Annotated in this window: 11 protein-coding genes; 3 read left to right on the top strand and 8 right to left on the bottom strand. The window is 61.0% G+C overall.

Translation table 11 applies throughout. The features are described 5' to 3' along the window. Window positions 1-21: 21 nt before the first annotated feature. The 5 genes from OBACDRAFT_RS05180 to OBACDRAFT_RS05160 all read right to left on the bottom strand — a co-directional run bounded on the left by OBACDRAFT_RS05180 (window position 22) and on the right by OBACDRAFT_RS05160 (window position 5897). Window positions 22-732, bottom strand: coding sequence for a type II secretion system protein (locus OBACDRAFT_RS05180; RefSeq protein WP_052361195.1), 711 nt, complete (start codon window positions 730-732; stop codon window positions 22-24). Between the two features lie 24 nt (window positions 733-756). Then, window positions 757-2469, bottom strand: a complete 1713-nt coding sequence (locus OBACDRAFT_RS05175) for a glycosyl hydrolase family 28-related protein (RefSeq protein ID WP_043583341.1) — start codon at window positions 2467-2469, stop codon at window positions 757-759. 88 nt (window positions 2470-2557) lie between these two features. Then, entirely contained in the window at window positions 2558-3697 is a 1140-nt protein-coding gene (locus tag OBACDRAFT_RS05170) for a hypothetical protein (protein ID WP_043583339.1), read from the bottom strand. Between the two features lie 92 nt (window positions 3698-3789). Next, entirely contained in the window at window positions 3790-4869 is a 1080-nt protein-coding gene (locus OBACDRAFT_RS05165) for a LacI family DNA-binding transcriptional regulator (RefSeq protein ID WP_064499977.1), read from the bottom strand. Next, on the bottom strand, window positions 4866-5897 hold the full coding sequence (locus OBACDRAFT_RS05160; protein ID WP_052361192.1) for a LacI family DNA-binding transcriptional regulator: 1032 nt from the start codon (window positions 5895-5897) through the stop codon (window positions 4866-4868). The genes OBACDRAFT_RS05165 and OBACDRAFT_RS05160 overlap by 4 nt, the downstream gene beginning before the upstream one ends. A gap of 100 nt (window positions 5898-5997) precedes the next feature. On the opposite strand from OBACDRAFT_RS05160, the gene OBACDRAFT_RS05155 reads away from it, so the two are divergent. Then, window positions 5998-7674: a glycoside hydrolase family 3 protein gene (locus OBACDRAFT_RS05155; RefSeq protein WP_043583335.1), complete on the top strand. Its 1677-nt coding sequence runs from the start codon at window positions 5998-6000 to the stop codon at window positions 7672-7674. Between the two features lie 183 nt (window positions 7675-7857). Here the strand turns inward: OBACDRAFT_RS05155 and OBACDRAFT_RS27925 are convergent, their stop codons facing one another. Beyond that, entirely contained in the window at window positions 7858-8229 is a 372-nt protein-coding gene (locus tag OBACDRAFT_RS27925) for a hypothetical protein (protein ID WP_043583333.1), read from the bottom strand. A gap of 24 nt (window positions 8230-8253) precedes the next feature. On the opposite strand from OBACDRAFT_RS27925, the gene OBACDRAFT_RS27920 reads away from it, so the two are divergent. Next, window positions 8254-8847 (top strand): HAD family hydrolase, encoded by a 594-nt coding sequence (locus OBACDRAFT_RS27920; RefSeq protein ID WP_157836922.1) that lies wholly within the window; start codon window positions 8254-8256, stop codon window positions 8845-8847. On the opposite strand, the gene OBACDRAFT_RS05140 is transcribed toward OBACDRAFT_RS27920, so the two are convergent. Beyond that, window positions 8807-8998, bottom strand: coding sequence for a hypothetical protein (locus tag OBACDRAFT_RS05140; RefSeq protein WP_043583329.1), 192 nt, complete (start codon window positions 8996-8998; stop codon window positions 8807-8809). The two genes, OBACDRAFT_RS27920 and OBACDRAFT_RS05140, sit on opposite strands and share 41 nt — an antisense overlap. A 405-nt stretch (window positions 8999-9403) precedes the next feature. Continuing rightward, entirely contained in the window at window positions 9404-10174 is a 771-nt protein-coding gene (locus OBACDRAFT_RS28840) for a hypothetical protein (RefSeq protein WP_198529848.1), read from the bottom strand. On the opposite strand from OBACDRAFT_RS28840, the gene OBACDRAFT_RS05125 reads away from it, so the two are divergent. Further along, window positions 10130-12013, top strand: coding sequence for an FAD-dependent oxidoreductase (locus OBACDRAFT_RS05125; protein WP_232766664.1), 1884 nt, complete (start codon window positions 10130-10132; stop codon window positions 12011-12013). The genes OBACDRAFT_RS28840 and OBACDRAFT_RS05125 overlap by 45 nt on opposite strands. The last annotated feature ends 44 nt before the right edge of the window (window positions 12014-12057 follow it).

Genomic DNA, 12057 nt, shown 5'->3' with positions numbered 1-12057 from the left:
ACGAGGCGGAGGGGGTATCCATTACTGCATGACGTACCAAAGTTTCATGTTGGGGTCGGATACAGAATTCACAACGACTTCGTCACGGGAGAGGCGGCGAACGTGGGCGTCCCAGTAAGCGACGTTGAGTTTGCTGCTGTGTCGGTAGGCAACGGCTTTGGTTTTTTTGGTAGTGGGATCAGATTCGTCATAATAGCTGGTGTGAGGTGGTTCCCAGTCGATCAACCAGTCCACGGCATCGGCCCAAGCAAGACTGGTGCTGGGGCGCACGACTTCGCTGATAGTGAATCCGCGGACACCAGTGGGGGGTTTCTGGGTAACATTATAGCCATAGGAATAGCCGGGATAATTGTCAGGACTGGCTTCAGGCGTGTTGCCTGCCGCCACACTGGTCGGACATAAAAATTGAACGGGCCATTTGCTCGTCCCCGTTGTTTTTACCTTTGTTAAATAGCCTTGTAGTTCTTTATTTAGCAGCCACTTGCGTTCTGGGTCGTCGCCAGTGCCGTCACCGATGGCAGCGGGAGCATATTTGCCGTTATTATCCTGAGCGTAGAGGATGTTGGCGAGTTGGATTTGGCGGAGGTTGCTGGCGCATTGGGCGGCGCGGGCGGACTCGCGGACTTTGCCAACGGTGGGGATGATGATCGCAGCAAGGATGCCGATGATGGCGATGACCGTAAGAAGTTCGATCAAGGTGAATGCCCGGGGACTGCAAAAGTGATGTTTCATTGGCGCGGGGGGGGGGGATTGGGATTATGGCGTGGCGGTTTTTTGGATACGATGGCGGAGTTGCGCTTCGTAGAGGTTTTCTGGATACGGGACGCGTCCTATGTCTTCGATGCGGCAGGCGGATTGATCGCCTGCGGGAACTTGGTCGGATTTCTCACCGGGTTTGCGAGTCCATGTGGGTTGCGAGCCTTGCAGGCCGACAATGGCTCCGGCGGGTGTGAGGTCGGCCCAGCCTACCATGTAGTTGTTGTCGGCAGGGGTGCGGATGTTCCAGTTGACGAAGCGGGCTCCCATGATGGGGCCGCCGTTGCCGCCGTGCGTGCCGTCGTTGGCAAGGAGGGTGACGTCGGAGCGGAGGTTTTCAAAGGGTTCGCGTCGGTGGGAATCGAATACGCCGTGTTCAAGGATGCCGCGGGTCCAGACGTTGCCGGTGCTTTGGGACTCGATGTTGAGGCCGTGGAGCGGACGGCTTTCGATGCGAAAATCGCTGATGAGGTTGTCGTGGCTGCTGGAGCGGGTGAGGGTGCCGTGGTGGTGGTCAAGGGTTTCAGGGCGGCTGGCTTTGAGGGTGAAGCGGGTGAGGGTGTTGTTTTTTGAGCAGGTGAGGTTGGGGCCGTTGTCGGCGTCGATCATGGTGACGTCGCGCAGCCAGCAGTGGATGGCGTTGTTGAAGTAGGGAGCATTCCAGCCTTCCTCGCTGTGGTGCATTTTTTTGTCCCACGTGTAGGCGCGGTTGTAGCGGAGGGTGAGGTTTTCGATGCCGCTTTCGCGCAGGAGCGGACCCATGCGTTGGAGGGTGGCTTGCCATTCGGGGCGGATGTCAAAGCGGAGGGGTTGACGAAGTGTAACGGTGTTGGTTGTCGAATCGTAGGCAGTGATTTCGACGGGCCAGCGGAGAGGTTCGGGTTTTTTCCACGCCATGCCCCAGCGTGCGTTGGGAGCGCCGTTCCATGGGTAGGATTCTGCCCAAGGGCCGTCACCGGCGAGGTGTTTGGCGAGGGAATGGTCGGTGGGGTGCGTTAACAGGAGGAGGAGCATGTCGCCGGGGTGGAGCGGGGCATCAGGCGAGGGGGCGGGAGCGAAGGTGAGGGTGCGGTCGCCGCGTCGTGCTGGTTTGGATACGTTGAAGGTGTCGCCTGTCACGAGCCAGTGAAAACGGTAGTTTTTGCGGTCAACGGGGGAATCGAGTGCGGTGCCGGCGGGACGCCAGGTGGTGCCGCGTTCTTTGGGCGCAAACCAGATGAGGCCGCCTTCGTAGCTCCAGCGGGTGATGGGTGTTCCATTGGTGACGAGGTCAAAGGTGCCGTAGGCGCGGTTGAGGGGTTGGGTGAAGATGATTTCGGTGCCGTTCTGGCTTTCGCCGCGAAGGACGGTGCGGTTGGTGTGTACGAAGAGGGCTTGGCTGACGCTGTATTTGCCTTTGGGGAAATACACGATGCCGCCGGTGGCAGGATCGACGGACTGGAGGGCGGCGCGGATGGCTGCGGTGTCGTCGGTGTGGCCGTCGCCTTTGGCTCCGTGGCGGGTGACGTCGTGGCGGGGGAGTGCGTCCAGTTCGGCGGGGGAGGGGAGTTTCTTCTCGCCGTAGTGGTATCCTGAATACGAGCAGTTGGGGATATTGGGATGGGTGTCGGGGGATTGGGTGTATTCGGTCCAGAGCGTGGCGGGCGTGGGCGTGGCCGCGAGTGCGAGTGTCGCGGGGAGGAGGAGTAGGAGGCTGGACAGGCGGCGCTTCATGATCGGCAGGAGAGGCGGGGGGGGGGGGGGGGGGGAGGCGACTTAGACCGATGTTAATGGGTCCAAGTCGTTTTTTACTGGGAGGAGGTCAATGGCGGCGGCGGTGCAGGAGGGCGAGCGTCAGAACGAGGCTACCGATGATTGCGGTCCAGGTGGAGGGTTCGGGAATGGTGTTGGCAACAAAGGAGAGGACGCCGTTGTTGCCAAGGCTGGCGGTGTAGTTGGCTGTGTCGTAATTGATGATCTGGAGGTTGGCGACGGAACCGGAGTCGAAGTCTTTGAAGAGGGTGTACGTCACGCTGTAGTCGGCGATACTGTTGTTGAGGTCAAGGATGCCGCCGGTGATGTTGAAGGTGGAGCCTGTGCCGGCGTCGGTGGTGATCTGGTCGTGGCTGGTGGCGTTGGCGAAGGAGAAGCTGAGGGTGCCCGCGCTCATGGTGAAGGTTTTGCCTGCTTTGACTGAGAGGGTGCCGGTGCTGCCTTCCTTGATGGTGAGCACGCCGCCTTCGAGTGCGACGTTGCCCGCGCCGAGTGCGCCGCCGTGGTTGGCGTTTACGGTGCCGGCGGCGATGGTAAAGGTTTTGCTGGCTCCGAAGCTTCCCCAGGATGTGCCAATGGTGAGCGTGCCGAGTCCGGTTTTGGTGAGTGCAAAATCACCCTGATAAGAGTCGGCGCTTATGACGAGTGTCGCGTTTGCGTTTTTGACGTTGATGTTACCGTCGCGACCGATGCTCAGGCGCAGGTGATAGGAGCCGTTGTTTTCGCCGGAGATGGTGAGTGTGCCGTTTGTGACATTGTCGCCGAGCACGATCAAGTCACCTGCAGCCCCGCCCGCAGCAATCGCCGCCGTGCTGCCGGATGTTCCGCTGCCAATGGAGAGGACTCTGTTGGAGCTTTGGCCCGATGCAATGGCCAGCGTGCCTGATGTGTTCGTGTTCCAAACGAGGTCGCCCCAATTCAGGTTATTGCCTGTCGTCAAAATGGGATTGGGAACTGTCGCAAAGAGAACTTCATCCGCCGATGTCGGAGTGCTGGCCCCCGTCCAATTATTGGCTCCACCGAGGTTGACCGAACTGGGGGCGATCCACTCTTTCGTCGCGGCTTGAGCTGTCGGCTGTAATGCCAGGCAGATTATGCCGATCAGGGCTGTAGTTGTGATTTTGATGATGTGCGGAAAACCCGAGGCAGGCGTGGTGGATACGGGGAGTGATGAATTGGGTGATTTCATGGTGACCAACCGTATGCCCCGGGAATTCTGTCGGGCAATGTCCACGCAATTCAAATTGTTGAGCAAAGCGTGAGATTTTACAGATGAGTCGGCTATTTTGTTTTTCGAGGTGTTTTGCGGAGGGTTTCTCCTTCGTGAAATTCGCCGGAAATCATGTAGTGGCGCGGGGTGTCGAGGATGCCGCAGGCTTGTTCGTGAATGAGGGAGACAAGGAAGTGAATGGTGTTGGCGGCAAGGACTTCGGCCTTGGTGTTGAATCCGGAAAATTGCACGTGGGGCTCGGCGTGGTAGCTTTTGCGCGTGAGCAGGGAGAAACCGATGTCGCGGGGGAAACGCCAGCCGCGCGCAGTGAGAATGTCGTATTGTTCCAGATACGCGACGATGATGTCGATGTGGTTGGATCGTATCCATTTTTCCAAGACGTCCGGGTTTTCGAGGTCGTGGTTGAGGACGAGCGGGGTGGGAATGGAGTCGGTGGGGTGCAGGGCGTAGTGATCGTAGAGCCAGGCGGCGTGGATGCGGCCGGCGGTGTGCCGTTCGATGCTCGGAAGGAGGCAGAAACCAATGCGCGAATAACCCTTGGAACGCAGGACGTTGAGGTGGCTCAGGGTGTTTTGAAAATGATCCAGCACGGCGCGGTTGAAGGCAGGTTCGGGCACGGAGTGGCCGTAGGCGACGACGGGCCATTTCTCCCAAGTGACTTCGGTGAGCGGGTCGGGATTGAGAAAGGGGCCAATCATGATGCCGCGCACACCGCGATTCCACCAGATGGATTGCAGGCGGCGGAGGTCGGGCGTGCCGCCGGTAAGGAGATATTTTTGGAGATTGTAGCCAAGGAGCGTGGCTTGGTTGCGGGCGTATTGGTAGGTGATGTTGGCAAAGGTGTCGTCGGGGTCGTCGCGGTCGGTGAGATAGGCGAGTTCGCTGTGGACGGGGTGGGGACGGCGGGAATTGCGGTAGGCGGCCAGGGCGCTGAGGGCGGCGTCGGGAATGTAGCCCATCTTGGCGGCGAGCGTTTTGATTTTTTTGCGCGTGGCGACGGGGAGGCGCGGGTCGTCGCGAAGGGCGAGCGAGACGGAGGAGTAGTGCAGGCCGGCGCGGGCGGCGATTTCCCGGATGGTGATCCGTTTTTCCATGTTCAACTTGTTGAGCGTGGCGGCGTGTGGCGTCAAGGTGCCGCGGGGCGCAGGGTGCTGCCTTCGCGCCATTCGCCGTTGATGAGGGTCAGGCGGGGACGGCGGGGGAGGCCGTATTCGTTGCGGTGCATCTGCGCAACAAGCAGCTCGATTGTGGTTGAACCGATCATTGCGTGGTCTTCTTCGATGCCCGAGACGCGGGTCTTGCCGGGGCGGTTGACGCAGGCATGGCCGATGTCGGATGGGGTGCGCAGTCCGAGGCGGCGCAACCAGGTTTCTTCCCAACCGGTGAGCGTTACGAGCGCGTCGGGTTTGTGTTTTTCAAGCCAGCGGGCAAAGGAGGGAAGTGTGGCCGCGTTCTGCTGGCCGACGAAGAGGGAAATGCGGCGGCGGGCGGGGAGTCGTTGGTTCATGACGAGTACGCTGGAGAGCCAGTTTTGGTCAACGGCTTCGACTTCGTGGGGTTGCAGGCTCAGGCCGATGCGCCGGTAGCCGCGTGCGTGCAGTTGGTGCAGCACGGTGTCCATGTTGTGCCGGTGGTGCGACGAAATGCGGTCCACCGGGGGCCAGTCCCAGGTGTAGGAAATGGTGGCGCAGGCGTAGTCTTGCCAGCGCATGGCGGAGAGGTCGATGGGGCTGCGTTTTGGTCCGGCGAGCACGAGGCTGCGAATGCCGCGGGCGTGCAGGATGTTGTCGAGTCGCGCGACGGTCATGCCTTGGGCGCGCAAGAAAAAGGGTTCGGCGCGAAAGCCGAGTTCGGCGGCGCGGGCAGTCATGCCGTCGTATTGGCGTTGGCAATACTCGCGGTCGAGCCAGCCAGCTTGGTTTGCCGCATCGACGACGAGGGCAATGCAATCGCCGATGGTTTCGGAGCGACGGTTGCGGCGGATTTGCGCCATGAGGCTGGCGACGTTGGGGTTGGTCCGGTAACCTTGCGACTCGGCGAGTTGTTGGATGCGCTGGCGCGTGGCGGCGGGGATCGATGGGTGGTTGCGCAGCGCGAGCGAAACCGCCGTCTGGCTGACGCCAGCGTGGCGGGCTAGGGTGCGTTGATTGAGCGGCATCGTTACTAATCATGAAAAGTAAGGGGCTCGTTGCAAGGATGGGATGCGGGCGGTTTGGGTGGACGGGTAATCACATCCCTCCCCCCCCCCCCTTCTTTTTATGAATCCGATCATCTCAAAAAACGTATCCGAAAAGACGATTCTCTCGCTGCCGCTGGCCAAGAAAGTGGGTCAGGTTTGCAGTCCGATTTTTCAGGCCAGCGCAGTGCCGGATTATCTGCGGGATTTTGTGTGCGAGTATGGCATTGGTTTTGTCCGCTATTGCATCAACGCGTCCTACGACAACCAGAGCAAGCTGGTGGACCGGCCCAATCCTTACCTGACGCCTGAGAGTAACGCGGCATTGCTCAATGAGCTGCAAATGTTGTCGATTGAACGAGGCAGTGGTTTGCCGCTCGTCATCGGCGTCGATCAAGAGGGCGGCACGCGCAACGATCTCAACCGCTACGGCGCGCTCGTGTTTGGCAGTCACATGAGTTTCGGATGCGCGGATGATGTGGCGCTCACGGAGGAGGCGGCGTTCTTGACGGGACGCCAGATGCGCGCAATCGGGATCAATTTGGTGCAGGCTCCGATCACGGATGTGTTTTCCTACGAGGGACGCACGACGATGAAGGCGGCTTCGTTTGGTGAAGATCCGGCGCTGGTCACGCGTCATGCGTTGGCGATGATGCGCGGTTATCATCGCGCAGGGCTTGCGGTGATGATCAAGCATTTCCCCGGTTACGGCGCCACGGCGGTCGATGCGCACAAGAGCATGGCCGAGGTTGTCAAGTCGCTGGAGGCGCTCGAAGCGCACGACAATATTCCGATCCGCGAATTGCTGGCGGCGGGCGCGGACGCGGTGATGACGGGTCACGTGATCGTGGGAGCAATGGACCCGGGGCGTGCGCCCGCAACGGTATCCAGAGCGATAATACACGGGTATCTGCGCAAGCGGCTTGGTTTTGAAGGGATCGTGGAGACGGATGCGATGCGGATGAACGCGATCCAGGAAAAATATGGCACCGCCCGGGCGAGCGTGATGGCGCTTCAGGCGGGTTGCGATGTGCTATTGTTGCGCGGCGACGCGAATCATTTTTTGGACGGATATCGCGCGGTTTACGACGCGGTGAAGTCGGGCGCGCTGGCGGAGTCGGCGCTTGATGTCGCGGTGTTGCGCATTCACCGCCTGCGCCAGCGGATCAAACTTTACGAGAATGCTCTCGTGCCCGAGCAGGGCGCGGGCGAGGCGTTTGCGGCGGGAGCAGCGCGGCGTTGCGTGCAGGCAATCGCGGATCGTTCGGTGGTCGTGTTGCGCGACGAGGCGAAGCGTTTGCCCTTGCGTCTGGCGGCGGGCGCGAGGCTGGCCGTGATTAGTCCGAAGCCACAAAAACTCGACGGTGCGGACGACCCGATCCAGAGCGAGGACATGTTGGTGCAGGCGGTGCGCGAACGGTTCCCGGATGCGGTGGCTTTGCTCACCGAGTTGACGCCGACGGATGCCAATTTGGCGGATGCGCGGGCGGTTTGCGAAGGGGCGGATTGCGTGATCGTGGGGAGCATCAATGCGATCAATTTTGCGCGTCAGCCGGAGTTGGTCGCGGCCTGTCTCGAATCGGGCAAGCCGGTGATCGTGGTGGCGATGGAGTCGCCTTACGATTTGGGAGTTTATCCGCAGGCGCAGACTTGCATTTGCACGCTCGGGGCGGGTCGCGACGCGATGCGCAGTGCAGTCAAAATCATCACGGGCGAGTTGCAGCCGAGCGGCAGGTTGCCGATTACGCTGAAGCTCTGAGAGAGAGGATTTGAACAGGGGATGACGAATGTAATTTTTACCTGGTAGGGAGGCCTCTCCGAGGCCTCCGAAACCACGCTTCAATACCTATGAGTTCAGCAACCTAATGCTACGCACGGCGGAGGCCTCGGAGAGGCCTCCCTACCAGGTAAGACAAGAAGCATGGGAAAATGGATACAGTTTTTAAAAAATATGAATAACAGAGAGATTTCCTACACCAGTCGTCATGCGCGCATGGTTGCGTGCGATAGCGATGGCTGCGTTTTCGATGTGATGGACTTGAAACACAAAGAGTGTTTTTGCCCGGCATTCATCAAACATTTCCGGCTGCAACGTTGCGCACGGCAGGCGCGTGAGGTTTGGGAATTCGTTAATCTCTACAGTCGCACGCGGGGCAGCAATCGCTTCAAGGCTGCGGGTCTGGCGCTTGAGTTGCTGGCTGCGCATCCCGATGTGGTCGCGCTCGGAATTGGTGGCGCGCAGGGGGGGGGGGGGGGAGGAGGGGGCGGCTTCGCCGCAACGTCCAACATCCAACGTCGAACGTCCAACATCCAATGTGGATTACGGAGTGGGGGAGGCATGGAATTTGGGAAATTGCAGGATTTTCTGGCAACGACCGATGCGTTGGGTGAACCGGCGTTGGCTCGGGCGGTTGAGGAATCGGGTGATCCTGCTTTGCAGGCGATGTTGGCGTGGACGCGCGAGGTGAATGTCGCTGTTGCCGCGATGTGTCATGGGTTGGGGCCGTTTGTCGGCGTGGCCGAGGGATTGCGTCTTGCGTCTCAAAATGCGGACGTGGTCGTGGTCAGTCAGGCACCGCGCGAGACCTTGGTCAGCGAGTGGGGTCATGCGGGGTTGAGCGGCGAAACGGCGTTTATTGCCGGGCAGGAATTTGGCGGCAAGGCGTCGCAGATCCGGCAGGCGATGGAGGGACGTTATGCGGCGGATCAGGTTTTGGTTTTGGGCGATGCGCCCGGCGATCAGGAGGCGGCGGAAGAGGTCGGCGCGAAGTTTTTTCCGATCACTCCGGGCAATGAAATGGCGAGTTGGCGGCGTTTTGTTGAGGAGGGTTTTGTTCGATTCATGCGCGGTGAATTTGATGACGCTTATCAGGCCGGGTTGAATGCGGGGTTCAACGCTGCGTTGCCGTCAACACCACCGTGGTCGCGGTGAGTTTTGTCATGCGGCGGGGGGGGAAGGGAGGGCTGAGTGAGATTTGCTCAACTTGTTGAATGTGGCGTTGCGTGACGCAGACTTGCGAGTTTGCGAGAGATTGGAGCGCGGCGTCGTGCGGTTGCTTGTGCGGCTCGCTTTTGCTCAACATGAATTTCTCCAAACCTCACGCTTCAGGTGTTTCGTCCACAGTCGCTTCACGTTTAGTGGCGAATGATGTTTCCGATTCCGTGTTCGGGCGGGTGTTTGATGTCGTTGTGTTCGGTGCCGGTTACATCGGCGCGGGAGCGGTGCGGCGGTTTCTGGCGCGGGGGCTGAGCGTGTTGGTAGTGGAACCGTCAGGACAATTGTTGTGGGAATCGAGTAGGGCTTTGGAAAATCGTGTTGGCGTATCGGCGGCGGGGGGAGGGGGGGGAAGGGAATGGGAGCGTTGGGTGGCCGAAATGGCAGAGCATGGAGCGGTGAGTAATGGTTGTGTGGATACTGCGTTTGCGGAGATCGCGCTGGCTCGTGAGTGGTTGGCGGCTGTCCGTGATGGGCGCTTGGGAGTATTGTTTTATGCGTTGCCGGTGGCGGTGTCAGGGGGAAAGGAGGGCGGCTTCGCCGCAACGTCGAACATCCAACGTCGAACATCCAACATCCAATGCGGAATGCGGGATGTTGCTGGAGAGGGGGAGGATGGTGAGCAAGAAATGGAAGTGGTGATGTTGGCGACGAAGAGTGGGGTGCGGGAGGTGCGTGCGCGGTGGTGTTTGGATGCGTCGGAGGAGGGTGTGTTGGCTGCGAGGTGTGGTGTGCAGGGGGGGGGGAGGGGATGCGTCGGGAGTTGTTTTATGGCGTGGCGTTGCAGTCGTCGGCATGGGCGCAGCATGAGGGGGCGGTGAGGGCATTTTGCGCAGCGCGAGGTGGGGAGTTGCGGGCGGCGGCTCGTGAAAGTGAGCGGCGCGTGTTTTGGCGAACAGGCGTTGGGGGAGGGGCGGGAGGATGGCATCGGGAGGTGCTTGAGTGGATGACGGCGTTGCGCGGGGAGTTGGAGATCGGGACTGATTTGGTGGTGAGTCATTGCGCGATGGAGGCGTTTCCTGTGTGGCGCGCGGATGCGGGTGAAACGACGGTGATGGGGGGGGAGAGAGGAAATTTTTGCGTGGCGAGTCCGGCAGTGTGTGGGGTGGGGCTGGCGTCGATTGGGGAACGGTTCGCGTGGGGAGTCGCGTGTGCAGAGGTTGTGTGTGAGCGGTTTTTTGGGGGGAATGGGCGACGCTGCGCGTCGTCTGCCGGCAGGATGCCGGCGGTCCCAGGCGCTGGCGCGTTTTCGGAGCGCACTCATGTGTGCGATGTGCTTGTGGCCGGAGCTGGGACGGCTGGGGCCTTGGCAGCAATTGCGGCGGCGAAAGAGGGGGCGAGGGTTTGTGTGGTGGATTTGGCGACGTTTCCTGGTGGCGTGGGGACGGGTGCGGCAATCAGTGGGTATTTTCACGGTGCGGAGGGCGGCGGGTTGTTGGCGGAGACGGATGCGCGTGTGGCGGAATTGAATGCGCTATTGGAGGGCGAACGGGGGGCGGCGCGGCGTTGGCATCATGATGGGAAAAAGATCGCGTTGCTGGAGTTTTTTGAGCGGGAGGGCGTGGAGTTTTTAGGCGGGGCTTTGGTGTGCGGCGTGGAGCGGGAGGGGACGGGGCGTGTTGTGGCTGTCATGGTGGCAACACTACACGGTGTGGAGCGGATCGAGGCGCGGGCGTTCATCGATAGCACGGGGGATGGTGATTTGTGCGCGTTGGCGGGTGCGGAGTTTTTTTGCGGGAGGCCGGGGGATGGGCGTTCGCTGGCGTTTTCTCAGTCGGCGTTGGTGTTGAAAGGTGGTTCAGGCGGGGACGAAAAGCTGGAGGTGTTTGCGCGGAATTTTGACGCGGGTTGGGTTGATGCGAGCGATGCGGAGGATTTGTCTCAGGCGCGTTTGCTTGGCGTGGCGCAGCATTGGCAGCCGGAGTGGTCGGCGGCGGATCGTCCGCTGGCAGTGGCGGCGTTGCCGGGGATCAGGCAATCGCGGTCGGTGGTCACGGACTACATGCTGACGCTGGCGGATTTGGTGGAGCGGAGGGGTTTTGAGGACGGTGTTTGCAGGGTGCAGTCAATCGCGGATACGCATTCGGTGGACTTTGAATTCGAGACGGACGAGGCGGCGTTTTATTTTTGGGCGTGTCGGTTGGCGCGGCATCCGCTGGTCACGTCGTTGCCTTACCGGGTGATGTTGCCGCGTGGTTTGTCCAATGTGTGGGTTGCGTGCCGGGCGGCAGGCATGGACGCGACGGCGTCTTATGCGGCGCGGATGCAGCGTGACATGCAGCGGCTTGGTGAGGTGGCGGGCGTGGCAGCGGCGATGGCCGCGCGGATGGGTTGTGATTCGCGTTGTGTATCGGTTGTTCAACTACGCGAGAAGCTGGGGGCGGGGGTGACTGGCGGAGAAATGCAGGGGGGAGGGATGGGCGGTGAAATTGAGGTGTCTGAGGCGGCGCGTTTGCTGGCGGCGGGGCGGCCAGGGGCGCATTTGTGGCGGATTTTCAGCAGGCCGGATTGTTATCGTGGTTTGGTGGAGGCGGCGTTGCAGGCGGGGGATGCGGCGGTGTCTTTTTACGCGGCGGCGGTGTTGGCGATGTGGGGTGAGGAGGCGGCGGAGTCGCGTTTGATTGAGGCGGTGGAGGGGCGCGAGGTGGGGTGGGCGGCGTCTCAGGAAAATGCGGGGGCTTACGGACAGGAGATTGATGTTCCGTTTTGGTTGCTGGCGGTGGTGTTGCTGCGGCGTTGCGGGACGGTGCGTTGCGTGGAGGCGCTGAGGCGGCTGGCTGACGGGGAGGAGGCGGGGCGGGTGTTGAATGTGCGGACGGCAGTGGCGTTGACGGTGGAGCGGTTGGCTGGGGAGGGGGCAATTGGGGCGGGGGATGCTGTGGTGATCATGGAGCGGCTTTTGCGTCGGGCCTTGCCGGATGAGTCACGATGGCTGGCGCCGTCGCGTTCGATCTGGCGGGCGATTCGCGGCGAGCCACAGTTGCGGTTGCGCAATGATTGCGGGGTGGATACGCGGGTGGATCACGCGTGGCAGTTGGGAATGGTGGCGGGACGGATTGGAGCGGTTGTGCCGCCTTCGCCACATTCGACTTGGCGGCGGTGAGTGGCGTTGGGCGGGAGGGCGGGCCGTTGAAACGGCCCGTCAAA

Origin of the sequence: Geminisphaera colitermitum TAV2 (assembly GCF_000171235.2) — a bacterium.
GTDB classification, from domain to species: Bacteria; Verrucomicrobiota; Verrucomicrobiia; order Opitutales; family Opitutaceae; genus Geminisphaera; species Geminisphaera colitermitum.
The sequence above is the reverse complement of the archived record's forward strand: the minus strand, read 5'-3'. Positions and strand labels throughout refer to the sequence as shown.

Excerpts from the sequence above, each read along its gene's own strand:
- OBACDRAFT_RS05180 (WP_052361195.1), bottom strand. The coding sequence starts at position 732 with ATGAAACATCACTTTTGCAGTCCCCGGGCATTCACCTTGATCGAACTT.
- OBACDRAFT_RS05175 (WP_043583341.1), bottom strand. The coding sequence starts at position 2,469 with ATGAAGCGCCGCCTGTCCAGCCTCCTACTCCTCCTCCCCGCGACACTC.
- OBACDRAFT_RS05170 (WP_043583339.1), bottom strand. The coding sequence starts at position 3,697 with ATGAAATCACCCAATTCATCACTCCCCGTATCCACCACGCCTGCCTCG.
- OBACDRAFT_RS05160 (WP_052361192.1), bottom strand. The coding sequence starts at position 5,897 with ATGCCGCTCAATCAACGCACCCTAGCCCGCCACGCTGGCGTCAGCCAG.
- OBACDRAFT_RS05155 (WP_043583335.1), top strand. The coding sequence starts at position 5,998 with ATGAATCCGATCATCTCAAAAAACGTATCCGAAAAGACGATTCTCTCG.
- OBACDRAFT_RS27920 (WP_157836922.1), top strand. The coding sequence starts at position 8,254 with ATGGAATTTGGGAAATTGCAGGATTTTCTGGCAACGACCGATGCGTTG.
- OBACDRAFT_RS05140 (WP_043583329.1), bottom strand. The coding sequence starts at position 8,998 with ATGTTGAGCAAAAGCGAGCCGCACAAGCAACCGCACGACGCCGCGCTC.
- OBACDRAFT_RS05125 (WP_232766664.1), top strand. The coding sequence starts at position 10,130 with ATGCCGGCGGTCCCAGGCGCTGGCGCGTTTTCGGAGCGCACTCATGTG.
- OBACDRAFT_RS28840 (WP_198529848.1), bottom strand. The coding sequence starts at position 10,174 with ATGAGTGCGCTCCGAAAACGCGCCAGCGCCTGGGACCGCCGGCATCCT.